This is a genomic window from Cryobacterium sp., from assembly GCF_025463825.1.
GTDB lineage: Bacteria > Actinomycetota > Actinomycetes > Actinomycetales > Microbacteriaceae > Cryobacterium.
This window is the reverse complement of sequence record NZ_JAODBG010000064.1, coordinates 37401-63219: the sequence shown is the minus strand read 5'-3', so window position 1 is coordinate 63219 and position 25819 is coordinate 37401. Positions and strand designations below refer to the sequence as shown.

The 25819-nt window shown below is 66.3% G+C and carries 21 protein-coding genes; 3 read left to right on the top strand and 18 right to left on the bottom strand.

All coding sequences use genetic code 11. The annotated features are described in order from the left end of the window. Positions 1-32 precede the first annotated feature (32 nt). From JWP54_RS08345 to JWP54_RS08295, 11 genes are all read right to left on the bottom strand, one after another. The gene (locus tag JWP54_RS08345; protein WP_297370205.1) at positions 33-1016 is read right to left on the bottom strand and encodes an ABC transporter substrate-binding protein; all 984 of its coding nucleotides are present in this window, start codon (positions 1014-1016) and stop codon (positions 33-35) included. A gap of 178 nt (positions 1017-1194) precedes the next feature. Next, positions 1195-2181, bottom strand: a complete 987-nt coding sequence (locus tag JWP54_RS08340) for a type IV toxin-antitoxin system AbiEi family antitoxin domain-containing protein (RefSeq protein ID WP_297370202.1) — start codon at positions 2179-2181, stop codon at positions 1195-1197. A gap of 319 nt (positions 2182-2500) precedes the next feature. Beyond that, positions 2501-3742 (bottom strand): multiple monosaccharide ABC transporter permease, encoded by a 1242-nt coding sequence (gene mmsB, locus JWP54_RS08335; RefSeq protein WP_297370200.1) that lies wholly within the window; start codon positions 3740-3742, stop codon positions 2501-2503. A gap of 33 nt (positions 3743-3775) precedes the next feature. Continuing rightward, positions 3776-5305, bottom strand: coding sequence for a multiple monosaccharide ABC transporter ATP-binding protein (gene mmsA, locus JWP54_RS08330; protein WP_297370197.1), 1530 nt, complete (start codon positions 5303-5305; stop codon positions 3776-3778). A gap of 85 nt (positions 5306-5390) precedes the next feature. Then, complete coding sequence (gene chvE, locus JWP54_RS08325; protein ID WP_297370194.1) at positions 5391-6521, bottom strand: multiple monosaccharide ABC transporter substrate-binding protein; 1131 nt, start codon at positions 6519-6521, stop codon at positions 5391-5393. Positions 6522-6731: 210 nt separating this feature from the next. Beyond that, complete coding sequence (locus JWP54_RS08320; protein ID WP_297370192.1) at positions 6732-7442, bottom strand: L-ribulose-5-phosphate 4-epimerase; 711 nt, start codon at positions 7440-7442, stop codon at positions 6732-6734. Positions 7443-7667: 225 nt separating this feature from the next. Further along, positions 7668-8687, bottom strand: coding sequence for a LacI family DNA-binding transcriptional regulator (locus tag JWP54_RS08315; protein WP_297370189.1), 1020 nt, complete (start codon positions 8685-8687; stop codon positions 7668-7670). Positions 8688-8824: 137 nt separating this feature from the next. Further along, positions 8825-9841, bottom strand: a complete 1017-nt coding sequence (locus JWP54_RS08310; RefSeq protein ID WP_297370186.1) for a LacI family DNA-binding transcriptional regulator — start codon at positions 9839-9841, stop codon at positions 8825-8827. Between the two features lie 19 nt (positions 9842-9860). Further along, on the bottom strand, positions 9861-10766 hold the full coding sequence (locus JWP54_RS08305; RefSeq protein WP_297370183.1) for a carbohydrate ABC transporter permease: 906 nt from the start codon (positions 10764-10766) through the stop codon (positions 9861-9863). Positions 10767-10769: 3 nt separating this feature from the next. Then, positions 10770-11639: a carbohydrate ABC transporter permease gene (locus tag JWP54_RS08300; RefSeq protein WP_297370257.1), complete on the bottom strand. Its 870-nt coding sequence runs from the start codon at positions 11637-11639 to the stop codon at positions 10770-10772. Between the two features lie 183 nt (positions 11640-11822). Continuing rightward, on the bottom strand, positions 11823-13124 hold the full coding sequence (locus JWP54_RS08295) for an ABC transporter substrate-binding protein (RefSeq protein WP_297370180.1): 1302 nt from the start codon (positions 13122-13124) through the stop codon (positions 11823-11825). Positions 13125-13358: 234 nt separating this feature from the next. Here JWP54_RS08295 and JWP54_RS08290 point away from each other — a divergent pair, with 234 nt between their 5' ends. Then, positions 13359-15350: a beta-galactosidase gene (locus tag JWP54_RS08290; protein ID WP_297370253.1), complete on the top strand. Its 1992-nt coding sequence runs from the start codon at positions 13359-13361 to the stop codon at positions 15348-15350. Between the two features lie 99 nt (positions 15351-15449). Here JWP54_RS08290 and JWP54_RS08285 read toward each other — a convergent pair whose 3' ends face one another. The 3 genes from JWP54_RS08285 to JWP54_RS08275 form a co-directional block, all read right to left on the bottom strand. Beyond that, positions 15450-16118 (bottom strand): cyclase family protein, encoded by a 669-nt coding sequence (locus tag JWP54_RS08285; RefSeq protein ID WP_297370177.1) that lies wholly within the window; start codon positions 16116-16118, stop codon positions 15450-15452. 114 nt (positions 16119-16232) lie between these two features. Beyond that, positions 16233-17393 (bottom strand): cystathionine gamma-synthase, encoded by a 1161-nt coding sequence (locus tag JWP54_RS08280; protein ID WP_297370174.1) that lies wholly within the window; start codon positions 17391-17393, stop codon positions 16233-16235. Between the two features lie 70 nt (positions 17394-17463). After that, a complete protein-coding gene (locus tag JWP54_RS08275) occupies positions 17464-18828 on the bottom strand; it encodes a cystathionine beta-synthase (protein ID WP_297370172.1) in 1365 nt (454 codons plus the stop codon). Positions 18829-19103: 275 nt separating this feature from the next. Between JWP54_RS08275 and JWP54_RS08270 the strand changes: the two genes are divergently transcribed. Both JWP54_RS08270 and JWP54_RS08265 read left to right on the top strand, forming a co-directional pair. Beyond that, entirely contained in the window at positions 19104-19790 is a 687-nt protein-coding gene (locus JWP54_RS08270) for a DUF3105 domain-containing protein (RefSeq protein WP_297370169.1), read from the top strand. Then, positions 19771-20427, top strand: coding sequence for a DUF305 domain-containing protein (locus JWP54_RS08265; RefSeq protein ID WP_297370166.1), 657 nt, complete (start codon positions 19771-19773; stop codon positions 20425-20427). The genes JWP54_RS08270 and JWP54_RS08265 overlap by 20 nt, the downstream gene beginning before the upstream one ends. Before the next feature lie 9 nt (positions 20428-20436). On the opposite strand, the gene JWP54_RS08260 is transcribed toward JWP54_RS08265, so the two are convergent. The 4 genes from JWP54_RS08260 to JWP54_RS08245 all read right to left on the bottom strand — a co-directional run bounded on the left by JWP54_RS08260 (position 20437) and on the right by JWP54_RS08245 (position 25792). Next, a complete protein-coding gene (locus JWP54_RS08260) occupies positions 20437-22296 on the bottom strand; it encodes an ABC transporter ATP-binding protein (protein ID WP_297370249.1) in 1860 nt (619 codons plus the stop codon). 79 nt (positions 22297-22375) lie between these two features. Next, on the bottom strand, positions 22376-23287 hold the full coding sequence (locus tag JWP54_RS08255) for a carbohydrate ABC transporter permease (protein ID WP_297370246.1): 912 nt from the start codon (positions 23285-23287) through the stop codon (positions 22376-22378). 68 nt (positions 23288-23355) lie between these two features. After that, a complete protein-coding gene (locus tag JWP54_RS08250) occupies positions 23356-24327 on the bottom strand; it encodes a carbohydrate ABC transporter permease (protein WP_297370163.1) in 972 nt (323 codons plus the stop codon). A gap of 103 nt (positions 24328-24430) precedes the next feature. Continuing rightward, complete coding sequence (locus JWP54_RS08245) at positions 24431-25792, bottom strand: ABC transporter substrate-binding protein (protein ID WP_297370160.1); 1362 nt, start codon at positions 25790-25792, stop codon at positions 24431-24433. Between the last annotated feature and the right edge of the window lie 27 nt (positions 25793-25819).

The following is a 25819-nucleotide window of genomic DNA, read 5'->3' as shown; positions in this document are numbered from 1 at the left end:
ATAGCGGGGTGGTTCTGGTGGTTCGGGTGGGTCTAGTACTGGCGGTCGGGCAGGGCCTCGATGGCCTGCTCCTGGGTGAAGGTGGTCTCCTCGGTGACGATACGCGGTTCGACCTCCTCGCCGGCGACGACCTTCTCCACGATCTCGACGAGCTGCTTGCCGAGCAACGGCGAGCACTCCACGATGAAGTTGATCTTGCCGTCGGCCAGGGCCTGCATGCCGTCCTTGACCGCGTCAACGGTCACGATCTTGATGTCCACGCCCGGCGTCAGGCCGGCCGCTTCGATGGCCTCGATCGCGCCAAGCCCCATGTCGTCGTTGTGTGCGTAGATCAGGTCGACGTCAGGGTTGGACTTCAGCAGCGCCTCGGTGACCTGCTTACCGCCGGAGCGGGTGAAGTCGCCGGTCTGGCTGGCCACGACCTCGAACTTCGGGTCGCTGCCGATCACGTCGGCGAAGCCCTCCGCGCGGTCGATGGCCGGAGCGGAACCGGTGGTGCCCTCGAGCTGGATGATCTTGACAGCGTCCGCATCCGCGAACTCCTCGGTCACCCATTCACCGGCCTTCTTGCCTTCTTCGACGAAGTCCGAGCCGAGGAAGGACACGTAGAGCGAGGTGTCGGCGGAATCGACCGACCGGTCGGTCAGCACGACGGGGATGTCGGCGTCCTTGGCCTCCTTGAGCACGGTGTCCCAGCCGGATTCCACCACCGGAGAGAACGCGATGACGTCCACCCCCTGCTGGATGTAGGAGCGGATGGCCTTGATCTGGTTCTCCTGCTTCTGCTGGGCATCCGAGAACTTCAGTTCGATGCCGGCCTCCTCGAAGGCCGCCTGGATATCCTTGGTGTTCGCTGCGCGCCAACCGCTCTCGGCGCCCACCTGGGAGAAGCCGACGATGAGGTCTTCGGTTGCAGGGGCCTCGCCCTCGCCCGACGTCGAACCGCCGCCGCCCGAGCACCCGGCCAGCGCCAGGAGCATCGCTCCGGCAGCCGCCATTCCAATGATTTTCTTCATGTAACCAAACCTCCTTGTTTAGTTTCCCGGCGAGGAAAATGCTGCGATCTTGGTGCCGGGAACGGGCCTTTCAGATCTTCAGGAATGTTAGCGCTCACAAGTTAGCGCTCACAACCCCCAAAATAGCCCGATTCCGCCCGCCCCGCACGGCGGGAGCTCTCCCCTCCCCCACCGCTGATCAGGCGCGCGGCACACCTCGTTCCGTCAGAAATGCGGAGAACCGTTCGGGCGTCAGCGCCAGGTCCCAGCCCCACCGGTCGAAGCTGTTCACCCGGGCCCGCAACGCGTCCTCACGTTGCTTCTCCTGCCACACCACCGAACCGGGGTCACGGTCCCCCAGCACCGGTCCCATCCCGTACTTGAGAAAGCCGTCGAATTCGCCGATCTTGCGCACCTGCCGCCACCAGAAATCCACGTAGGCATTACCGCCGAGGATTCCGGGAAAGCACACCTGCAACTCCGGCACCTCGAAGCCGAGCTGAAAGATGCGCACCCTGCTGAGAGTCTCGCCCGGGTTGGCCGACAGCGGGTTCGCGAAGGCGATCGCCTGCTCGGCTTGGCGCCGCCCCGTCCGCGGGTTCACCAGGGCGAGCTCCTGATACAGCGCATCCTTGGTCAGCACGGGGTCTCCCCCGACGCGCAGGGCATGGTCAAGCATCGTCACGCCCACCAGCAACGAAGATGATGCCGCCACGTCCACCAAAGTGCGCGCCAGTGACGTCACCCGGCACCCGTCAATGGTCTCCACAAGCTCCGGCGCGGGTCCCCGATGCCCAGTCGTGGATCGGTTCCGGCTGCCTCCGCTGGCGCCGGGAGTAACGGTGTGCACCGTTGCGGGCCACCCGCCGATGATCGGAAGACCGTGCAGCACGGCCGCGGAGTGGTGCGAGAGCACGGGCTGGCGGTTCGCCGCCAACGCGGTCGCCCGGACCAGCAGCCGATACCGCTCGCTGGCACCCGCTGCCCGCCAGCGCTCCCCCGTGACATACACACCGTGACGGATGCAGTGCAGCACCCCCTCGAGGCAGAGGCGCCGGAAGCTGTGCGGCGGCACGCCCGCCTCCCGCAGGGCCTCGGAAGGTAGCAGTCCGTCGTACAGGAGAGCCGCCACTTCGGCGAGACGGAGAACCTCGTGGGCTGAAAACGGGGACTGGGAGATGACCATACCGCAGCGTCTCTCAACCCGGCCACGGCACACGGTCCCGCTCACGTTCAGTGGATACTCTCACCGCTGCCGCCCCTGTGGAGGCCCGCCCGCAAAGCACGGCCCCGCACCATCCGTCTCGGCTCGGGAAAATGCTCGCCGCACGCGTTAATGCTCGCGGCAAGCGTTAATGCGCCACATTTCGCACGCTGCGAGCACTTTCGCACGCCGCGAGCATTTGCGCACGCGGCGGGGGCGGGGGCGGCGGGCGGGGCGCGCAAAAGGCCGCTGGCCCCGCATCCGGGAGGATGCGGGGCCAGCGGCCGTGTTGCAGAAAGGGCTAGCGTCCGCCGGAGCGACGCTTGTTGTATACGTCGAAGGCGACGGCCAGGAGCAGCACGAGGCCCTTCACGGCCTGCTGCCACTCGATGCCGATGCCCATGATCGACATACCGTTGATCAGCACACCGATGATCAGACCACCGATGATGGCGCCACCGATGGTGCCGACACCACCCTGCACGGCCGCGCCACCGATGAAGGCGGCGGAGATAGCCTCGAGCTCGAAGCCGTCACCGGCCTTCGGGCCGGCCAGGTTGAGGCGGGCGGTGAAGATCAGGCCGGCCAGCGCTGCGAGCACACCCATGTTCACGAACAACCAGAACGTCACGTTGCGGGTCTTGACACCCGACAGCTCGGCGGCGTGCAGGTTGCCACCGATCGCGTAGATGTGACGGCCGAAAACGCTGCGGTTCATGATGACGCCGTAGACCAGGATCAGCACGGCCAACACGATCAGGGTGACCGGGATGCCCTTGTAGGAGGCCAGAGCGTAGGCGAACATGCCGATGACCACGGTGATCAGCACGAGCTTGGCAACGAACCACACCAGCGGCTCGACTTCCTGCCCGTACGAGGCACGGCCCTTGCGGGTGCGCAGCTGCTGCACGACCAGGGCGATGATCGCGATGGCCGCGACACCCAGGGTGAGCGGGTCGAGGTCGAATTCACCGAACAGGTCGGTGAGGAAGCCGTTGCCCAGCGCCCGGTACTCGGCCGGGAAGGATCCGATGTTGGCGTTGCCGAGAACCGCGAGCGCGAGGCCGCGGAAGATCAACATGCCCGCCAGCGTCACGATGAACGCCGGGATGCCCACGTAGGCGATCCAGAAGCCCTGCCAGACGCCCACCAGGGCACCGACCAGGAGCGACAGGATGATCGACAGCCACCAGGGCAGGCCCCAGGTCACCGCGAACACACCCGACACGGCGCCGACGAACGCGGCGACCGATCCGACCGACAGGTCGATGTGGCCGGCGATGATGACCATCACCATGCCCACCGCGAGAACCAGGATGTACCCGTTCTGCACGATCAGGTTGGAGATGTTCTGCGGCCGCAGCAGGATGCCGTCGGTCAGGAAGCTGAACAGCACCACCACCACGATCAGCGCGATGAAAATACCGTTCTTGCCGAGGTCGGTGACGACGTGGCTGAGCCAGGTCCCCACCTTGGAGGTGCTGGGGTTGACTTGTCCGCCTGCAGCCGTGCTGCTCGCCGGCTTGGTTTCAAGATCACTCATTTTGACGTTTCTCCTTTGCCGTTAGCGCCGACGCTAGCGGGCCTTTTCCATGGTCATGTGCTTGATAAGGGTTTCCGGGGTGGCATCGACGATCGGGAATTCCCCCGTGATGCGCCCCTCGGAAAGGGTGTAGATGCGGTCGCAGATGCCGATCAGTTCCGGCAGCTCGGACGAGATCACGATGACACCCTTGCCCTGTGCTGCGAGGGCGTTGATGATCGCGTAGATCTCGTACTTCGCGCCGACGTCGATGCCGCGGGTGGGCTCATCGAGGATCAGCACGTCGGGGTTCGAGTAGATCCACTTCGACAGCACGACCTTCTGCTGGTTGCCGCCGGAGAGTTTCCCGGTCTTGGCCAGCACCGTCGGCGCCTTGATGTTCATGCTCGTGCGGTACTCGTTGGCGACCTTGAATTCCTCGTTGTCGTCCACGAGTCCGCCCTTGACGAGCTTGCCCAGCGACGCCATCGAGATGTTGCGCTTGATGTCCTCGATGAGGTTGAGCCCGTAGGTCTTGCGATCCTCGGTGGCGTACGCGATGCCGTTGTCGATCGCCTCGGTCACCGTGCGGGTCTTGATCTCCTTGCCCGCCTTGAAGACCTTTCCGGAGATGCGGCTGCCGTAGGTGCGGCCGAACAGGCTCATCGCGAACTCGGTGCGTCCGGCTCCCATGAGGCCGGCGATACCGACGATCTCGCCACAGCGCACGTTGAGGTTCACGTTGTCCACCATCACGCGGGACGGGTCCTGCGGATGATGGGCGGTCCAGTCCTCGACGCGCAGGATTTCTTCGCCGATGTTCGGCGTGTGGTCCGGGTAGCGGTGCTCGAGGTCGCGGCCGACCATGTCCTTGATGATGCGGTCTTCGGTCACGTCGGCCTTGGCGATCGTCTCGATCGCCTTGCCGTCGCGGATGATCGTGACGGCATCCGAGACCTTTTTGATCTCGTTCAGCTTGTGGCTGATGATGATCGACGTGATGCCCTGGCCCTTGAGGTGCAGCATCAGGTTGAGCAGGTGGTCGGAGTCCTCGTCGTTGAGGGCGGCCGTCGGCTCGTCCAGGATGAGTAGCTTCACGCGCTTGGAGAGCGCCTTGGCGATCTCCACCAGCTGCTGCTTGCCCACGCCGATGTCCATGATCTTGGTTGTGGGGTTCTCGCGCAGGCCCACGCGGGCGAGCAGCTTCACGGCCTCACTGTTGGTCTTGTTCCAGTCGATCAGGCCGAGGCCGCCACGCTGTTCGTTGTTGAGGAAGATGTTCTCCGCGATGGAAAGGTAGGGACTCAGCGCGAGTTCCTGGTGGATGATGACGATGCCCTTGGCTTCGCTGTCCCTGATGTCCTTGAATTCAACGACCTCGTCTTCGAAGACGATGTCGCCGGCGTAAGTGCCGTGCGGGTAAACGCCACTGAGCACCTTCATCAGCGTGGACTTGCCCGCGCCGTTCTCACCGCAGATGGCGTGAACTTCGCCGCGAGCGACATTGAGCGTCACGTCCTGCAGCGCCTTGACGCCGGGGAAGGTCTTGGTAATACCGCGCATCTCGAGGATGTTGGTGGTCACGTGCGTTCCTTTCTTTGGTCTACTCGTTGTGCTGACCGGCCGGCGGGACGCGATGCCCCGCCGGCCGGTCGGAAACACTGAACTGTTAGCCGTCGATCTCTGCCTGGGTCCAGTAGCCGCTGTCAACCAGTTGCTCCGTGATGTTCTCCTTGATGACGATCGAGGAGTCGAGGAGGTAGGAGGCCACAACCTTCTTGCCGTTGTCGTAATCGGTGGTGTTGTTGACCTCGGGCTCTTCGTCGTTCAGCAGCGCGATCGTCATGTCGACCGCAACCTCGGCGAGCTTGCGAGTGTCCTTGAAGATCGTGCCGTACTGCTCACCGGCGACGATGGCCTTGACCGAGTCGAGCTCGGCGTCCTGGCCGGAGATGATCGGCCAAGTGTCGCCGACCGAGTAGCCGGCGCCTTCGAGGGCGGAGATGATGCCCCGCGAGATGCCGTCGTACGGGGACAGTACGCCGTTGATGACGGTGCCGTCGGAGTACGTGGACGTCAGGATGTTCTCCAGACGGCTCTGTGCCTCTTCACCGTCCCAGCGCAGGGTTGCGACCTGCTCGAAGTCGGTCTGGCCACTGCCGACAACCAGCACGCCGGAGTCGATGAGCGGCTGGAGTTCTTCCATCGCGCCGTCGAAGAAGAACGTCGCGTTGTTGTCATCCGGCGAACCCGCGAACAGCTCCACGTTGAACGGGCCGGCCGGGGCGCCCTCGATGGGCGTGCCGTCCAGCTCGGTCAGGCCGAGGCCGTTGAGCAAGGACCAGGCCTGCTGCTGGCCGACCTTGAAGTTGTCGAACGACGCGTAGTAGCTGACGTTGTCGGTGTCGCGGATCAGGCGGTCGTAGGCGATGACGGGGATGTCGGCGTCTGCGGCGTCCTGGAGGACGCTGGTGAGGGTGGTGCCGTCGATGGAGGCGACGATCAGGGCTTCCGCGCCCTTGGTGATCATGTTCTCGATCTGCGAAACCTGCATGGGGATGTCGTCTTCTGCGTACTGCAGGTCGACCTTGAAGCCCTCGGCTTCGAGCTGCTCCTTGACGGCGTTACCGTCGTTGATCCAGCGCTCGGAGGACTTGGTGGGCATCGCGACGCCGACCAGTCCGCCGTCGCCGGCGCCGGCGCCGGCGCCGTCTGCGGAGTCTCCGCCGCTGGAGCATGCTGCCAGGGACACAACCATGGCTCCGGCAGCCAGTGTCGCGAGGAATGCTTTCTTCTTCACTGTGGTTCCTTTCGTATTTTCAATCGACTTTGATGTCAAATCTGTGAATCGGGGGTGGTGCGTGTGATTACAGGCCGTGCACCAGGCGGCGATGCGCCTGGGTCCAATGCACTCCGTGGGTGGATGCCCGCGGGGTGGTGGTCTTCTCGGTCACGAGACCGGTGCGAGCGGCTCGTGCGAAATCGTGGGGACGTGCGCCGGCGGGCGCCACTACTTCAGGGCTCCCTGCGGGGCTTGTCCGTAAACGTTCTGGTAACGGTTGAAGAGGCTGTCGATCGCTTCCTGCGGGATGGGTAGGAGGTCCCCGCCCTGACGGGCGATCTGCACGGTGCGGGCGACGTCTTCGACCATGACCGCGGCCTTGACGGCGTCGCGGGCGTCGGAGCCGATGGTGAAAGGTCCGTGGTTCTGCATCAGCACCGCTCGGGAGCGGTGTCCGGAAAGGGCCTCGACGATGCCCTGGCCGATGGTGTCGTCCCCGATGATCGCGAACCGGCCGACCGGGATCGGACCGCCGAACTCGTCCGCCATGGCCGTGATGACGCAGGGAATCTCTTCGCCGCGGGCAGCCCACGCGGTGGCATAGGTGGAGTGGGTGTGCACGACGCCGCCGACCTCCGGCATGTGCCGGTACACGTAGGCGTGCGCGGCGGTGTCGCTGGACGGTGACCGGTCGGATCCGGGTGTCTCCGGGATGACGCGGCCGTCGAGGTCGCACAGGATCATGTTCTCGGGCGCGAGGGCGGCGTAGTCGACGCCGGAGGGCTTGATCACGAACAGGTCGGCACCCGGCACGCGGCCGGAGACGTTGCCTCCGGTCCAGACGACCAGGCCGTTGCTGGTCAATTCGCCGTGCAGGCGGGCGATGTCGGCGCGAACCCGGGCGATGGCGACCTCGATCTGCGGGCCGAAGGTGCTCATGCGCGTACCGGCACAGTCATGGCGTCGGCGCTGGGCTGCGCGGTCATCATGCTCACAGATCGACTTCCTTGTCTGAGGTGCTGCGGTTGGTGCAGAAGGAGAAATTAATGTGAACGGTCACATTGTCCTCATGTTAGCCGCATCCGGCAAACTTCTGTCAAGTCCGGTTTGTCACTTTTGGGTAACGCCGCCGCGAAGCTCCTGCTGGAGGGGTCCCGTCGCGAATCAGAAAGCGGGCGGACCCGTGGAGGCGCGCACGATGAGCGCGGGAATGATGGGGCTGCGGTCGTGGGCCGGACCGGCGGCGATGTCATCGAGCAGCAGGGCCATGCAGCGCCGGCCGAGTTCGGCGAAGTCCTGGCGCACCGTGGTCAGAGGCGGCCAGAAGTGTGCCGACTCCGGGATGTCGTCGTAGCCGACCACGCTGATGTCGCCGGGGATGTCCAGCCCGGCGTCCCGGATGGCATGCATCAGGCCCAGCGCCATCTGGTCGTTGGAACAGAAGATCGCGGTGAAGTCCCGCACCCGGAGGAGTTCCCGGCCGGCGTAGTAACCGAAGTCAGCGGTCCAGTCGCCCAGAATGGGTGCCGTCGTCGGCACGTCCATGGCACTCATTTCGTCGAGGAAGCCGCGCATCCGCGCCTCGGCCTCGATCCAGTCCTGGGGCCCGGCAAGGTGATAGATATCGCGGTGCCCGAGGTCGATCAGGTGCCGGGTCGCCAGCCGGGCGCCGGCGATCTGGTCGACCGAGAGCCCGTGGTCGGTCATTCCCCCGGTGGATTGCAGGGCCACGTACGGCACGGAGATCGACAGCGACTCGAGGACCTCGAAGACCCGGGCCTGCGGAGCGATCACGACGATGCCCTCCACGGACTGCAGCATTAGGTGGTCGAGGGCCGCTTCGATGGAGTCGGGGTCGGCCGAGGTGATGTTGGCTGTGTTCACGTAGTAGCCGGCGTCCCGCGCCGCATCCTGGATGGCCGCGATGCTGCTGGCCGGGCCGTACTGCGAACTGGATGCCGAGAGCACGCCGATCGTGCGCGAGGTGCCGCGGGAGAGTGCCCTGGCCGCGCGGTTGGGCCGATATTGTAGCTCCTCCATCACCTGCTGCACCCGGGCCTTGGTGGACTCGCGAATGCTGGGGTGGTTGTTCAGCACCCGGGAGACGGTCTGGTGCGACACCCCGGCAAGGCGCGCCACATCCCGGATGCTGGGTGCGCGACTCTTGGGCAATTCAGCTGACACGGGGATGGCCTCGATCGGATGTGCACGGTCACAATTGGGGCCGCAGGTCAATTATGCACACACCGTGTGACTGTCACATCCCCCGATCACGCGAATGTGACTGTCACATGCCGGGGCGGATGACGGCCACCGATCTCTCAGGCGCTGTCGCGCACCACGAGGTCGGTGGGCAGCACGACGGCAGCCGGACGCTCGCCGTCGATGACCTGCAGCAGCAACCGCACCATTTCCTCGCTGATCCGCTCGAACGGCTGGTGCATGGTGGTCAGCGCCGGCGTGGTGGTGGTCGCCACCGGCGCGTCGTCGAAGCCGCCGACCGCCACGTCCTCGGGCACGCGGCGGCCGGAGGCCAGCAGCACGTCGATGGCTCCGGCGGCCATCACGTCGTTCGCTGCGAAGACGGCGTCCAGGTCGGGATGCCGCGCCAGCAGTTCGGTCATGGCCGCGGCGCCGCTCCCGCGGCTGTAGTCGCCGCGGGCCACGTAGCTCTCGTCCAGAGCATCGCCGAGCGCGTCCGCATAGGCCTGGTAGCGACGCATGCCGCCCGAGGTATCTTCCGGGCCGGCAATGGTGGCCACCCGGGACCGGCCGAGTCCCTGCAGGTAGCGCAGCATCTCCCGGGCACCGTCGTAGTCATCCGCCGCCACGTAGCCCATCTTGCGTTCGAATCCCAGGGGCACCCCGCAGGCGATGGCGGGAACCCCGGCTGCGATGATCTCGGAGATCAGGCCGCGGCGACCGCTGTGCGAGGAGACCAGCAGCACGCCGTCGACGTGACCGGCGGTGATGAACTCCGTCGCCCGCCGCTGTTCGTCTTCGTTGCCCGCCATGATCAGCACCAGGGAAATGTCGTGAGCCGACAACGCCCGCGACGCTCCACGCATCAGCACCGCGAAGTTCGGGTCTTCGAACAGTCGGTCATGGGACTCGGTGAGCAGAAAGGCGACCGAGTTTGCCCGACTGGTGGCCAGACTGCGCGCGTGCGGGTTGACCCGGTAACCGGTCTTCTTGATGGCGGTGTTCACCGAGGCCAGGGAGTCCGGACTCACCCAGTGGCCGCCGTTGAGCACCCGGGACACCGTGCCGCGGGACACGCCGGCGGCAGCGGCGACATCATCGATTGTCGGCCGGCGCTTGGCTGGGGGCGGGGTCACGAGTGAATCCTAGCGACCGTCAGGCCTTGACCGCACCGGCTGCCAGGTCGACCTTCCAGTACCGCTGCAGCACGAGGAACATGATGATGAGGGGGATGATCGACAGCAGCGCGCCCGTGATCACCAGTGTGTACATCGACGGTGCGCTGGCGCCCTGGTTGAGCAGGCCGCTCAGGCCGACCGTCACCGGGAAAAGCTGGTCGTCGCCGAGCATGATGTAGGGAAGCATGAAGTTGTTCCAGACCGCGACGAACTGGAACAGGAAGATCGTCACCAGGCCCGGCCCCATCATCGGCAGGGCGATGCGGTTGAAGATGTACAGCTCTCCGGCACCCTCGGTGCGGGACGCCTCGATGACCTCGGTGGGAACTGAAGCCGCCGCGTAGATGCGGGCGAGGTAGATGCCGTACGGGCTGATGATCTGGGGCAGCAGCACCGACCACATGGTGTTAGTCAGTCCCACTTCGGCCAGCAGGAAGTACTGCGGGATGGCGAGGATGACGCCGGGGACCAGCACGCCCATCAGCAGGATCGAGAAGACGATCTTCTTGCCGGGGAACTCGAACTTGGCCAGCACGTAACCGCAGATAGCCGAGATCCAGGTGGACGCCAAGGCGCCGACACCGGCGTAAATCGCCGTGTTGAGCACCCAGCGCCAGAACAGACCGTCCCGGTACTGGCTGAGCTCGATGATGTTGTCCCACAGGTGGGTGCTGGGCATCAGGGTGAAGGTGGAGAACAGCTCGGAACTATCCTTGCTCGACGCCATCAGCACCCAGAAGACCGGGAACAGGCAGTAGATGGCGCCGATGATGAGGATGCCGGTGGAGACCGGGCTGGCCTTCTGCCGGAAGACGCGGGCGGAGTCGCGGGCGGCTTTGCGCTGGGCGCGGTCCGGCCGGATAAGAGTGGTGGCGATGCTCATGGGTCAGTCCTCCTGGCCGAAGGCACGTTTCTGCACGACGCGCAGGAACAGGAATGAGAAGGCGAAGGTCACCAGGGCGATGACGATCGAGGTGGCGGCGGCCGAGTAGATGTCGTCGCGGGTGAAGGCATCCCGGTAGACGAGCATCAGCGGCGACCAGCTGGTGGACAGCGAGTTGGTCAGCGGGCGCAGGGTGGTCGGTTCGGCGAAGACCTGCAGGGTGGCGACCATCGAGAACAGCGCCGTCATCACGATCGCCGGGGCGATGATGGGGACCTTGATGCGCAACGCGATCTGCACCTCACTGGCGCCGTCGAGCTTGGCCGCCTCGTAGATGTCGGAGGGCACCGACTTGAGCGAGGTGTACATCACGATCATGTTGAAGCCCACGCCGCCCCAGAGGGCGATGTTTGCGATGGCGAAGGTGACTCCGCCGGCCGAAAGCAGCGAAGGCACGTCCCAGCCGAGCGTGTCGAACACGAAGTAGAACGGGCTGACGGCCGGCAGGTACAGGAAGCCCCAGAGCAGCGAGCTGATCACGGCCGGCACGGCGTACGGCAGGAAGATCGCGGTGCGGGAGAATCCGGCGGCGCGGGTGCGCCGGGAGTCAAGCAGCAATGCGAAGAGCAGCGCGAGGCCGAGCATCAGTGGGATCAGGATGAAGCCGTAGAGGAGCACGCGGCCGACGCTGGCTCCGAACTCGGTGTTCGTGAGGGTGGTGACGTAATTGTCGATCCCGGCGAAAACGGTGCTGCGGGCGCCGGCGCCCAGACCGAGGCCGGACACCTTGGTCTTCTGGAAGCTTAGGAAGAGCGTGTACACGATGGGCGCGGCCATGAAGGCCACGAAGAGGATGATGCCGGGCGCGAGCATGGCGTACGGCACGAGCACCCTCGTGCGAAAGGTGCCGCGTCCCCGGCGAACCGGCGGCGTGCTGCTCCTGGTGGCCACGGGGGCCTCTGTCACTGTCACGGGTTGTCCTCAATCGACGCGAGTGTGGTGGGGGGAATTGGACCGCTCGGGGGCGTCGGCCAGCAGGCCGACGCCCCGTTGGTGCTACTTGACGGTGAATCCGCTCTTCTTCATGTCGGCGGTGGTGATCTCCTGCATGGCTTCGACGGCAGCCAGGAACGCGCTCTGCGTCTTGGCCTCTGCGGCCTTGGCGAACTCGTCGTTGTAGGCGCTGTAGGCGACGTTCACGTTCGGGCCATAGGTGAACGGGCTCACCGTTGCGGCCACGTCGGCGGCGATGTCGTAGAACTCCGGCTGGTTGCTGAAGAACTCCGGCGGAGCGGTGAGGACAGCCTTGGCCTGTGCGGCGTCGGCGGGGTAGATGCCCGAGGTGGTGACCAAGGCCTGTACGGCTTCCTCGTCCGTGTTCAGCCAGGTGGCGAACTCGGTGGCGGCCTCCTGGTGCTTGGACTGAGTGGTGACGGCGGTGGACGAGCCACCCCAGTTGCCGGTTGCGGGAGCGTCGACGTCCCACTGGGGCATGGGCGCGGCCTTCCAGAGGCCCGTGGTGTCGGCGGCGTTGCCGCCGAGTACGCCGGGAGCCCAGACGGCACTCAACCAGCCGACCTGCTCGCCGTTGTTGAGTCCGGCGTTCCACTCCGGGGTGTACATCGGCTTGTTGTCGATGACGCCCTCTTCAACCAGTCCGCCCCAGTAGCCCGCGACGGTCTCGGTGGGGGTCTGGGCGATGTCGACGCTCCAGGCCTCGCCGTCGATGCCCCACCAGGAGGCACCGGCCTGCTGCGCCATGCCGGTGAACCAGCCGGCGTCGTTCGAGGAGAACGTGCCGAGATACTTGGCCGGGTCGGCGGCGTGCACCGCACGGGCGACCTCGGCGTACTCGTCCCAGGTGGTGGGCACGGCGAGGCCGAGCTCCTCGAAGATGTCGGCACGGTAGTAGAACATCATGGGGCCGCTGTCCTGCGGGATGGCGTAAATCGCGTCGGAGCCGAGGGTGACGGAATCCCAGACACCGGCAGCGAACGAATCCTCGATGTCATCGGCGCCGTACTCGGACAGGTCGGCGAGAGCGTCGGAGGACACCAGGGTGGGGATCTTCTGGTACTCGGCCTGGATCAGGTCGGGGGCACCGCTGCCGGCCTTGATGGCAGTGAGAAGCTTCGTGATGGCGGGGTCGCCACCATCCTGCTTTTGTACCGTCACCTGGATGTCGGGGTTTTTTTCGTTCCAGATGTCGACGACCTTTTCGAGGTTCGGCGCCCACGCCCAGTAGTTCAGCTTCACCGGTCCGTCGTCACCTCCGCCCGCAGTTGCCGAACAACCTGACATGAGCAGGGTGGCGGCAGTGGCCATGGCCAGTGCCCCGACTCGAATCGACGTGCGCATCTCGTCCTCCTTGATGAATGCTGGTGCTGTGAGTGGCGTCCCCGGCAGTCTCGTCGCGGTATTCGCATCGGCAACTGGGAGCGGTACTAGTAATCCATACATCAATTGCTTTGTCAACATGGGACATTCGTCTGGCGAGTGTGGTTTTACTGTGTTAGAACTGGGAGCGCACACAGTAAAAGGAGCCTTTGACCAATGCCGATCCAGACCCCACTTCCCGCCGATTCCCCCGCGATGCAGCGGCTGCTGCACGGAACCACCGGAATCCGCTACGGCGGCGACTACAACCCCGAACAGTGGCCGCGTGCCACCTGGGTCGAAGACATCGAGCTGATGAAACAGGCCGGGATCAACCTGGTCAGTGTCGCCATCTTCGCCTGGGGCCTCCTGGAACCGCGCGAGGGCGAATACGACTTCCGTCAACTGGACGACATCATCGACCTGCTGCACAAGGCCGGCATCGACGTCGACCTTGCGACCCCCACCGCCGCCCCGCCGGCCTGGTTCTGGAAGAAGTACCCGGATTCCCGCCCCGTCACCCGGGACGGAATCACCCTGGGCAACGGCTCCCGCGGCATGGTCAGCCCATCGAGCCCCGACTACCGCCGCGCCGCCGCCGCGATCACCGAGCAACTCGCCCGCCGGTACGCCAACCACCCCGCGCTGGTGCTGTGGCACGTGCACAACGAATACGGCGCACCGATCAGCGACTCCTACGACGACGACTCCGTCGCCGCGTTCCGGGTCTGGCTGCAGAACCGCTATGGCACCCTCGACACCCTCAACGAGAAGTGGGGCACGACCTTCTGGGGCCAGGTTTACGGCGAATGGGACGAGATCGACGCGCCCCGCCAGTCGGCCTCGGTGACCAACCAGGCGCAGCGCCTGGATTTCCACCGGTTCACCTCCGACGCGCTGCTGGAGTGCTATATCAACGAGCGCGACGTCATCCGGCGCTTCACCCCGGACATCCCCGTCACCACGAACTTTATGGCCACCAACTGCCTCTCAGCCGACTACTGGCGCTGGAGCCAGGAGGTGGACGTCGTCGCCAACGACCACTATCTCGTGGCCGAACGCGCCGACAACCACGTGCTCCTGGCACTGGATGCCGACCTCACCCGGTCGCTGGCCGGCGGGGCGCCGTGGATCCTGATGGAGCACTCCACCGGTGCGGTCAACTGGCAGCCGCGCAACATCGCCAAGCGCCCCGGCGAACTGGCCCGCAACTCGCTCTCCCACCTCGCCAGGGGCGCTGACGGAATCCTGTTCTTCCAGTTCCGCGCCTCGCGGTTCGGGGTGGAGAAGTTCCACTCGGCGATGCTGCCCCACGCCGGCGCCGAGACGCGCATCTGGCGCGAGGTCGTCGCGCTCGGCCAGTCCCTCGGATCACTTGCGCCCGTGCGTTCCTCTCGGGTCACGGCCTGCGTGGCGCTGGTCTGGGACACCGAATCGTTCTGGGCGCAGGACTTCGAGTGGCGTCCGAGCGCGGAGCTTGGTCACCGGGAACGCATCGAGGCCTTTTACACGGTGCTCTGGAATCGCAACGTGACGGTGGACTTCGTGCACCCCACCAGTGAGCTCAGCGGGTACGAGCTGGTCATCGCGCCCAGCCTGTATCTCGCCGGGCCGGCCGCATCGGAGAACCTCACCGGGTTCGTGCGGGACGGCGGCCATCTGTTGGTCTCCTACTTCTCCGGCATCGTCGACCTGAACGATACCGTCTACCCCGGTGCGGCGCCCGGCGCCCTGCGTGAGGTCCTTGGCCTCACCATCCCCGAGTTCCTACCCCTGCACGAGGCCGAGACGGTCACCCTCAGCGACTCCCGCACCGGTACCGCCTGGACCGACGACATCGAGGTGTCGACAGCCGAGGTCCTGGCCAGGTACGTCGACGGCCCCGCAGTGAACGGGCCGGCCATCACCCGCAATTCCTTCGGCGCCGGCACGGCCTGGTACGTCTCCACCAAGCTCGACGGCGACGACCTGGACTCCCTGCTCCTGGACGTGCTCAACACGGCCGGCATCGACGCGGCCCGCGGCGTGACCGGGGTGGAGGCCATCACCCGCTCCACCGATACCGACGACTTCCTCTTCTTGATCAACCACACGGATGCCGAGCAGGCCATGTCCGCCACCGGCACCGAGTTGCTCACGAACACCGCTGTCGACGGCACCGTGCTCGTGCCCGCCGGTCTCACCCGGGTCGTGCACTCCGCCCGCTGACGCGACCAACTGGATCCCGTGCGGACAACTGGTCCCGGCACACCGGGTGCACTTGTCCGCACGGGCGACAGTTGGCGGGCCGGGCCGGCGGGCCGGGCGTCAGGGCAGCCGGGCGTAGGCGCGCACCGGGAAAGTGCCGAAGTCGCGCACGCGCGGCGGCACCGCGCTGAAGGAGGCTCCGCGGTCGGGAAGCCCGCCCAGCCCGGTGAGGTGCTCGACCACCGGGATGCCGGCGGCCAGCAGGATCGAATGGGCCGGCCGCGTACCGCCGGACTCCGTGTCGTCGATGTTGAGCGAGTCGATGCCCACCAGCGTCACCCCCGCGGCCACCAGCACCTGGGCGCCGGCCTCGGTGAGGAACGGCGCGCCCGCGACATAGGCGGAGGTGCCGAAATGCCGGTCCCAGCCGGTGTGCAGCAGCACCGCCGTGCCGGCGAGATCCTGGCCGGTGAACGCCTCGGCACCGATCCCCCGCTCGAACGACTGGTGGAAGAGGCGGGCGGGAAGGTCCACGAGGATTTCCAGCGGTAACGCCGCCAGGTCGGCGCCGCCCTGGTAGCGGTGGAACGGGCTGTCGAGGTAGGTTCCGGTGTTGCCGATCATCGTGATGGTGTCCAGCGCGAATTCGGTGCCGGCCGCGTAGTGGCTGCGAGACTCCGCCCGGCTGAGGTGCGGGGTGATCACCGGGGCGGGCAGGCCGGGGTAGGTCACCAGTCCCGCACTGATCTCGTGGCTGAGTTCGACCAGGCGGGAGGTGGGAGCGAGCATGCGGGTTCTCTTTTCGGCAGCGGACGGCTGGGGACACTCTCATCGTGCCCGTACCGAGAACCCGGCGGGGTGGCAGAAACGACATTGTCTGTCGCATTACTGCCATCTCACGGGTCAGCTGGTGGGCAGGGCCTGATCGAGGTCGGCGAGCAGGTCGTCGATGTCTTCGATGCCCACCGACAGCCGCACGATGTTCGTGGCGACCTCCAGTTCGGTGCCGCGCACCGAAGCGTGCGTCATCTCGGACGGGTAGTTCACCAGGGATTCGACACCGCCGAGCGATTCCGCCAGCTGGAAGAGGTGCATCGACTCGGCGAACCGGCGGGCGGCGGTCTCTCCGCCCGAGAACGCGACCGACAGCATCCCGCCGAAGGCGCTCATCTGCGCCTTGGCCAATTCGTGGCCCGGGTGGCTTTCCAGACCGGGGTAGTAGACGGTCTCGATAGCCGGGTGGGAGTCGAGGAACCGGGCGATGGTGAGGGCGTTGCTGCTGTGCCGTTCCATGCGCACGGCGAGGGTCTTGATGCCGCGCACGGTCAGCCAGGCGTCCAACGGCGCGGAGACCGGTCCGGCTGCGAACTGGATGAATGCGGTCTTCTCGGCGAGCTCGTCGTCGTTGATGACCAGTCCGCCGCCGATGACGTCGGAGTGGCCGCCGAGGTATTTGGTGGTCGAGTGCACGATGACGTCGGCGCCGAGGGAGAGGGGCTGCTGCAGGGCGGGCGACGCGAAGGTGTTGTCCACGACCACGATCACCCCGTGCCGGTGGCCGATCTCGACCAGACCCGCGATGTCGCTGATCTTCATCAACGGGTTGCTGGGCGTCTCCACCCAGAGGATCTTCGTTTCCCCTGGCAGGATCGCCGCTTCGACGGCGGCGAGATCGCTCATCTCCACGGTGGTGTTGCGCACGCCCCAGGCGCCGTGCACCCGGTTGATCAGCCGGTGGGTGCCGCCGTAGACGTCGTTGCCGAGCACCACGTGGTCGCCGGGCACCAGGATCGCGCGCAGCAGGCTGTCTTCGGCGGCGAGGCCGCTGGCGAACGACAGACCGTGCTTGCCGCCCTCGAGCGCGGCGAGCATGGTCTCCAGAGACGTGCGGGTGGGGTTGCCGCCGCGGCTGTACTCGTAGCCGCCGCGGAGGTTGCCGATGCCGTCCTGCACGTAGGTGGAGGTCTGGTAGATCGGCGGGATGACCGCGCCGGTGGTCGGGTCGAACTCCTGGCCGGCGTGGATGGCGATGGTGCTGAACTTCTGGTTCTCGGTCGTGCTCATGATGCGGTCTCTTTCGGAAGAAGTCGTGCGGGGGACCCTGCGGGGCGGCCGCGCGGGCCGGCGGGCAGGGCTAAACGCTCAGGTAGGTGAGGAGGTCGTGGCGGGTGATCACACCGAGCGGCTTGCCACCGTCGGTGACGAGCAGGGCGTCGTGATCTGCGAACGCGGCGCGGGCGGAGCCGACCGGCTCGTTCACGCCGATCAACGCCAGCGCGTGGCCGATGATGGAGCCGACCTTGTCGGTGAGCTTGGTCTCGCCGGAGAACACCCGGCCCATCAGGCTGCGCTCGTCGAGCGCGCCGAGCACCTCGCCCATCACGACGGGCGGCTTGGCCGCGAGCACCAACAGCTGCGACACACTGGCTGCCGTCATCGTCTCGATCGCGTCGCGCACGGTGTCATTGGGGTGCACGTAGACGAACGCCGGGAGTGCCCCGGTCTTCGACTGCAGCAGGTCGGCGACTGTGTGGCCGGCGGGAGCGTTGGAGAACCCGTAGCTTCGCATCCAGCCGTCGTTGAAGATCTTGCCCAGATAACCGCGGCCGCCGTCGGGCAGCAGCACCACCACGACGGCGTCGGCTGGCAGGTCCTTCGCGGCCCGGAGGGCCGCGACGACGGCCATTCCGCTGGAGCCGCCCACGAGGATTCCCTCTTCGAGTGCGAGGCGGCGGGTCATGGCAAAGGAGTCCGCGTCGGAGACGGCGATGATCTCGTGCGGCACGGCCGGGTCGTAGGCGGTCGGCCAGAAGTCCTCGCCGACCCCCTCGACGAGGTATGGGCGGCCGGTACCGCCCGAGTACACCGATCCTTCGGGGTCCGCGCCGATGATGCGCACGGCGTCGTTCGACACCTCGCGCAGGTAGCGGCCGGTGCCGGTGATGGTGCCGCCGGTGCCGACGCCGGCGACGAAATGGGTGACGGTGCCGTCGGTGTCGCGCCAGATTTCCGGGCCGGTGGTCTCGTAGTGGCTGAGCGGCCCGTTGATGTTGGCGTACTGGTTGGGCTTGAACGCGCCGGGAATCTCGCGGGCCAGCCGGTCCGAGACGCTGTAGTAGGACTCCGGGTCGTCCGGCGCCACGGAGGTCGGCGTCACGACGATCTCGGCGCCGTAGGCGGTGAGCACGTTGCGCTTGTCTTCGCCCACCTTGTCCGGCAGCACGAACACGCACCTGTAGCCCCGCTGCTGAGCCACGAGGGCCAGGCCGACTCCGGTGTTTCCCGACGTGGGTTCGACGATGGTGCCGCCAGGCAACAACTGCCCCTCACGCTCGGCGGCATCGATGATGTTGACCGCGATGCGGTCCTTGGCCGAGCCGCCCGGGTTGAGGTACTCGAGCTTGACCAAGACGGTGGCGGAGAGGCCGTCGGTGACCTTGTGCAGCTTGACCAGGGGCGTGTTGCCGATGAGGTCGAGGATGGTGTCAGCGATTTTCATGATGATCCTTCGTCTGGGAGACGTGCTGCGGCCCGGGGCGAGTGGTGCCGCTGTGTGGGGTGGACGGTCCTGGAACCGAAAAGGAAGGCGTGTGCGAGTCGGCTAGTGAAAGCAGCAACAGGGACACGGCGTCAGGATGATCACACCCTCACTCTAGTCCGCGGTCGGGGAACGGGGCCAGAGCCTGTGAACCAACTGTGAAACCGGGTTGCGGGGAAGAGTCCATTCATCTCCATACGTTCGAATAAGAGAACAGCAACTGAAAGAGGCCCTCGTTGACCCCTGCCCCGCCCACCGGTCCGTCCGGATCGTCCTCGGCCAAGCCCGGTGTGAAACAACAGCGTGCCCAGCAGCGCGCCCAGAAGCTCGAGCAGTACCACCGAGAGCAGAAGCGCAGCGCCCGCAACCGGCGGATCGGCCTCATCGCGGGGATCACGGCCGGAGTCGCTGTCGTCGGCATCCTGGTCACCTCCATTGTGCTCACCCCGCAGAGCGTGAGTTACTCCGCAGGCGGCGACGGCACCTCGATCGATGGCGTGGAGACGTTCGAGAACGCCTCCCTGCACGTCGAGACACCGGTGACGTATCCGCAGACGCCACCGGCCGGCGGCGAGCACAACCCCACCTGGCTCAACTGCGGCGTGTACACGGAAGCGGTGCCGAACGAGAACGCGGTCCATTCCCTCGAGCACGGCGCCCTCTGGGTCACCTATGACCCGGCCATCTCCGACGCCGAGCTCGCCACCCTCAAGGCGGTGCTGCCCTCCACCTACCTGATCCTGTCGCCCTTCGAGGGCCTGCCCTCCCCCATCGTCGTGAGCGGCTGGAACACCCAGCTGCAGGTCGAGTCGGCCGACGACGAGCGCGTGGCCGCGTTCATCGAGGAGTATTGGAAGAGCAACGACGTGCCCGAACCCGGCGCACTGTGCACCGGCGCCTACGATGCCCCTGGCAAGGTCTAGCCTGGGCGCCCGCCGCGTTGCACTGATCCTCGCCGCGGCCGTCGCGGCCATCGCGGTGGGGGTCGTCGGGTTCTCGGTTGGCCGGCTGAGTACCCTGGACGACCCTGCCCCCACGTCGACGAGCGCTGAGGCCGGGTTCGCCCGGGATATGCAGGTGCACCACCTGCAGGGCGTCGAACTGGCCATGATCATCCGGGACCGCACCGATGACGAGGCCGTGCGCCTGCTCGGCTACGACATCGCCACCACCCAGGCGCAGCAGGCCGGCCAGCTGTACGGCTGGCTCACCGAGTGGGACCTGTCCCAGGCCGGCCCCGAGCCGTCGATGACCTGGATGACCCGGCCCGGCCGTACGGATGACGCGCACACGCACACCGACGGCGCGCACACGCCGGGCGAGCCCATGCCGGGCCTGGCCACGGATGCGCAGATCGCCGCGCTCACCGCCGCGACCGGTGTGGCTGCCGAGCGCCAGTTCCTCACCCTGATGATTGCGCACCACCTGGGCGCCGTCGAGATGGCCGAGGCCGTGCAGGACCGGGCTGTGAACACGTCGGTGCTGGGCTTCGCGAACTCGGTGATCATCTCCCAGGAGGCCGAGATCACCCTGATGGAAGACATGCTCGCTGCCCGCTGACCGGTCGACCTAGGGGAGCTGTTCGGCGTACAGCTCGGCGTAGGTGCCGCCGGCGGCGAGGAGCTCCAGGTGGGTGCCCCGCTCCACCACGCGGCCGCCGTCGACCACGAAGATGACGTCGGCGGTCACGATGGTCGATAGCCGATGCGCGATCGCGATGGTCGTGCGCCCTCGGGATGCCGTGTCCAGGGCCGCCTGCACCACCCGCTCCGAGATGACGTCGAGGGCGCTGGTGGCCTCGTCGAGGATCAGCACCTCGGGATCCTTCAGCAGGACCCGGGCGATCGCCACGCGCTGTTTCTCGCCGCCGGAGAGCCGGTAACCGCGTTCGCCGACCACGGTGTCGTACCCGTCCGGGAACGAGGCGATGGTGTCGTGGATGTTGGCGGCGCGCGCGGCGGCCTCGAGCTGGGCGGCCGTGGCCTCCGGTTTTGCGTACCGGAGGTTCTCGGCGATGGTCGCGTGGAAGAGGTAGGTCTCCTGGCTGACGATACCGATGTGCGAGACCAGGGATTCCTGGGCCAGGTCGCGCACGTCGATGCCGGAGAACAGCACCCGGCCGCCGGACGCCTCGTAGAACCGCGGGATCAGGTACGACACCGTGGTCTTGCCCGCGCCGCTCGGCCCGACGAAGGCGGCGAACTCGCCCGGTTCGATCACGAAGGAGACGGCGTCGAGGGTCGGCCGGGCGTCGGCCGGGGCGTCCGGGTAGGCGAAGGTGACCGCGTCGAACTGCACCCGGCCGGTCACGTCGGGAACCGGCCTGGCGCCCGGTGCATTCCTGATCGCCGGGACCAGGTCGAGGTATTGGAAGATCCGGGCGAACAGGGCGCTGGAGGTCTGCAGGTCCAGCGCCACCCGCATGAGGCCCAGCAGTGGGAACAGCAACCGCGCCTGCACCGTGGTGAAGGCCACCACGGTGCCCGCGGTGATGTCAGTGGCTCCGTTGGTGAGCAGCACGCCGGCGACGAGGTACACGATCGCCGGGATGCTGGAGAGGAAGATGCTGACCATGGCGAAGAACCACTGCCCACTCATCTGCTGGCTGACCTGCAGCCGCACCTGGTTGTCGTTCTCGTCCGAGTAGCGGGCGATCTCGGTGCGCTGCCGGGTGAAGCTCTTCGACAACAGGATGCCCGACACGCTGAGCGTCTCCTGCGTGATCGCTGTCATGTCCGAGAGCGATTCCTGCGTCTTGGCCGCGATGCGCGCGCGCACCTGGCCCACCCGTCTCTGCGCGAAGACCAGGATGGGCATCAGGATCACCGCCACGATCGCCAGCTGCCAGTTGAGCAGCACCATGGCCACGAACGCGGCGATCACGGTGACGGAGTTGCCGAGCACGCTGGAGACGGTGTTGGTGAGCACGTTGGCGACCCCGCCGACGTCGTTCTGCAGCCGGGACTGGATCACGCCGGTCTTGGTGCGGGTGAAGAAGCTCAGCTCCATGGCCTGCAGGTGGGTGAACAGCCGCACCCGCAGGGCGCCCATCACCGAGTTGCCCACGGTGGCGGTGAGCCAGGTCTGCCACACGCCCAGCAGCGCGGTTGTGAGGTACGCGGCGATCATCAGCCCCACCAGAACGGCCAGGGCGGGCAGGTTGGGGCCGCCGGATGGGGGGAACAGCCCATCGTCGAACGCCCGCTGGATCAGCAGCGGGGGCAGCACCGACAACCCGGCGGAGAGGAGCACCAGGATGACCGTGACGGTGAGCTTGCGGCCGTGGGGCGCGAACAAACCCCGGATGCGGCGGAGCAAGTTGGGAATCTCCGGCGCTTCGGCGTTCTGTGCCCGCTGGGCCTCCGTGTCGCCGGACCGGATGCGGCCACCCCGGAACTGTTCTACGGGGCGGGCTCCCCCGCCGTGCATTCCGCTCATTGTTTCACTCTAAGACAGCGGGCCGACCCCACAACTCCGGGGCCGGTCCGTCAGCGTCTGTCGTCAGGAGTCAACCCTTGGTGGACCCGGCCAGCAGGCCGCGCACGAAGTAACGCTGCAGGCTGAAGAACACGATCAACGGAACGACCAGCGACACGAACGCGGCAGCGGTCAGGCGTTGCCAGTCCTGGCCCCTGGTGCCGGTGAGCTCGGCCAATCGCTGGGTCAACGGCGCGACGTCCTGGGTGCCGCCGGAGAAGATCAGGGCCACCAGCAGGTCGTTCCAGACCCAGAGGAACTGGAAGATCGCGAAGGACGCCAGCGCGGGAACCGCCAGCGGCAGGACGATCCGGAAGAAGACCTGGCCGTGGCTGGCCCCATCCACGCGGGCCGCTTCGATGACCTCGCCGGGGATCTCCGAGATGAAGTTGTGCAGCAGGAAGATCGCCAGCGGCAGGGCGAAGATCGTGTGCGCAATCCAGACCGGCAGGTAACCCTGCTCCGGGATCATCGGGATGATGCTGTGGACCCATTCCTGGCCGGGGCGCAGCAGTTGGGTGAACATCTGCAGCAGCGGGATCAGGGCGAGCTGCAACGGCACGATCTGCAGTGCGAAGATCAGCACGAACAGGGCGCCGCTGCCCTTGAACTTGATCCACGCGAAGGCGTACGCGGCCATCGCGGCGATCACCAGCGGGAACAGGGTGGCCGGGATGGCGATGGCCAGCGAGTTCACGAAGTAGGCGCCCAGCTGCGGCGAGGACTGCGAGGTGCTGAACAGCACTTCCTGGTAGTTGCCCAGGGTGAAGCCGGGGTTCTGGAAGATCGTCCACCAGCCGGTGGTGCTGATCAGGCCCGCCGGTCGAAACGACGAGATGAAGAGCCCGAACGTCGGCAGAGTCCACAGAACCGCGATGACCAGGGCCACCACCGTCGCCGTGCGGGACGTCAGCCGCCGTTTCACCCGGGTGGCCTTGCCCATCACCTCGGCGGTGGTGTCGGTCTTCGACGTCTTGATACCCGGAACGGGCAGGTCGACAACATTGTCGCTCATCGGATCTCCCTCTGCTGGCGCAGGATACGTACGTTGTAGATGACGATCGGCAGCACCAGGAGGAACAGCACGATCGCCAGTGCGGCGCCTCGACCCTGCTCACCGGCCCGGAAGGCCTGCGTGTACATTTCGTTGGCGATGACGCTGGTGTTGAAGTTTCCGGCGGTCATGGTGCGCACGATGTCGAACACCTTGAGGGTGGCGATGGAGATGGTGGTGATCACCACGACCAGCGACCCACGGATGCCCGGCAGGGTCACGTTGGTGAACCGCTGCCACGGGTTGGTGCCGTCCAGCTGCGCGGCCTCGATCTGCTCGGTGGGCACGCCCTTGATCGCGGCGGAGCAGATGACCATGGCGAACCCGGTCTGGATCCAGATCATCACGATGATCAGCAGGAACGTGTTGATCGGTGAGGTCTGCAGCCACTGCACGGGTTCGGCGCCGACCCAGACCAGGATCTGGTTGAGCAGGCCGATCTGCGCGTTGTCGCCGGACTTGTAGTCGTAGACGAAGCGCCAGATGATGCCGGCCCCCACGAACGAGATCGCCATGGGCATGAAGACCAGCGCCTTGAAGTACTTCTCGCCGCGGGACTTGTCGATGAACAGCGCGTAGGTCAGGCCGATGATGGTGGAGAGGATCGGCACGACGACGACCCAGATCACGGTGTTGCCGAGGGTGACGAGCGCCGCCGGCTGGGTGAACATCCAGACGAAGTTCTCTCCGCCCACCCATTCGCCCGAGCTGTTGCTGAAGGCCAGCAGCGAGGTGCGGAACGCCGGGTAGATGAGTCCGACCAGCAGCAACAGCACCGCCGGAAGGAGGAAGAAGGCGAGTTGCCAGTAGTCGCGCCCACGCTTGGGCGCCTTGTCGATCAGGAAGAGCACTAGCCCGATCACGAGCGAGAAGGCGGCGAGTGCCGCCACCACCTGAATTATCTTGCCGAGTAGATCCGCGGTCGTCATTGGCCGGACCCTTCTATGGTCTCGAGAGGGGGTGGTACAAAAAGTTGGGGGGGTACTGCGGGGTGGGCCCGCCTCGCGGCGGACCCACCCGGTGGTGCGGTTGCTAGCTCTTCGGCCAGCTGGACTCGATGGTGTCGACGACCTTCTGGGTGTCGTCGCCACTGAGCCAGTTCACGACGCCCTTCCAGAAGGAGTCGGTGCCCACGGCACCCGGCATCAGGTCAGAGCCGTCGAAACGGAAGACCGTGTTCGGGTCCTGCAGGATCTCGACGCTCTGCTTCAGGATGTCGCTCGAGGCGAGCGAGGCGTCCAGGCCGGTGTTGGCGCTGATGACGCCGCCCAGCTCCACGCGGTTGTTCGCCCAGGTGTCGCTGGAGAGGTAGCTGAGCACTGCGGTGATTTCGTCGCTCTCGGCGAAGGCACCAACCAGCTCGCCACCGCCGGTGACGGCCTGCTCTCCGCCGACCTCGGCGGGCGGCAGCAGGAAGGCGTAAACATCGCCGTCGGGAGCAACGGTGACCTTGGACTCGTCCGCGTTCTTCCAGAAGCCCTCGTAGAACGAGGCCTGGTGGTGCAGGGAGCAGCTTCCGTCGAGGATCGGCAGTCCGGCGTCACCGAACTCCGTGGAGATGATCGACGACACGTCGCCGAGACCGGCGTTGACGAATTCGGGGTTCTTCAGGATCTCGCCGACCGAGTCGAACGCGCTGACGATGGCCGGGTCGTTGAACGGGATTTCGTGGCTGACCCACTTGTCGTAGGTTTCCGCGCCGGCCTGGCGAAGGACGTAGTCCTCAACCCAGTCCGTTCCCGGCCAACCGGTGGCGTCACCGGAGCCGATGCCGACACACCACGGCACGTTGCCGTCGGCGACGATCTGCTCGCTGAGCTCGGTCAGTTCACCGAGGGATTCGGGGATCGCGTAGCCCTGTTCTTCGAACCCTGCCGGGGAGTACCACACGTAGCCCTTGATGCTGGCCATCAGCGGTGCGGCGTAGAAGGTGCCGTCGGCAGCGGTGCCGTAGCCCTTCCAGTCGGTGGACCACCACGTGTCGACGTTGGCCTCGACGGCCTCGGGGGCGGCCTTGAGGAAGCCGGCGTCGGCTAGCTTGTTGAACAGTCCGGGCTGCGGGATGATGCCGATGTCCGGAGCGCTGCCGCCCTCGGCGAGAACGGCGATCTGGGCCTCGAACTCTTTGGTTCCCGTGTAGTTCACGGTGATGCCGGTGCAGGCCTGGAAGTCCGCCCAGGAGGAAACGAGGCGGTCGGCCTCGTCGTCCTGGATGGTGCCGCCGATGCTGACCTCGGGGTTGCCCTCGAAGGTGCCGTAGTCGGTGTAGTCCGCGCAGTCGGTGTCTTCCGCGGTCTGGGCGGCGATGTCGCCGGTGCAGCCAGTCAGGGCCAGTCCCAGCACTGCGGCTGCAGCGACCGGGACAAAGAGCCGGCGGTGCTGTTTCACGCTCATGCAAATCCTCCTCGTTGAGTGTTGCTG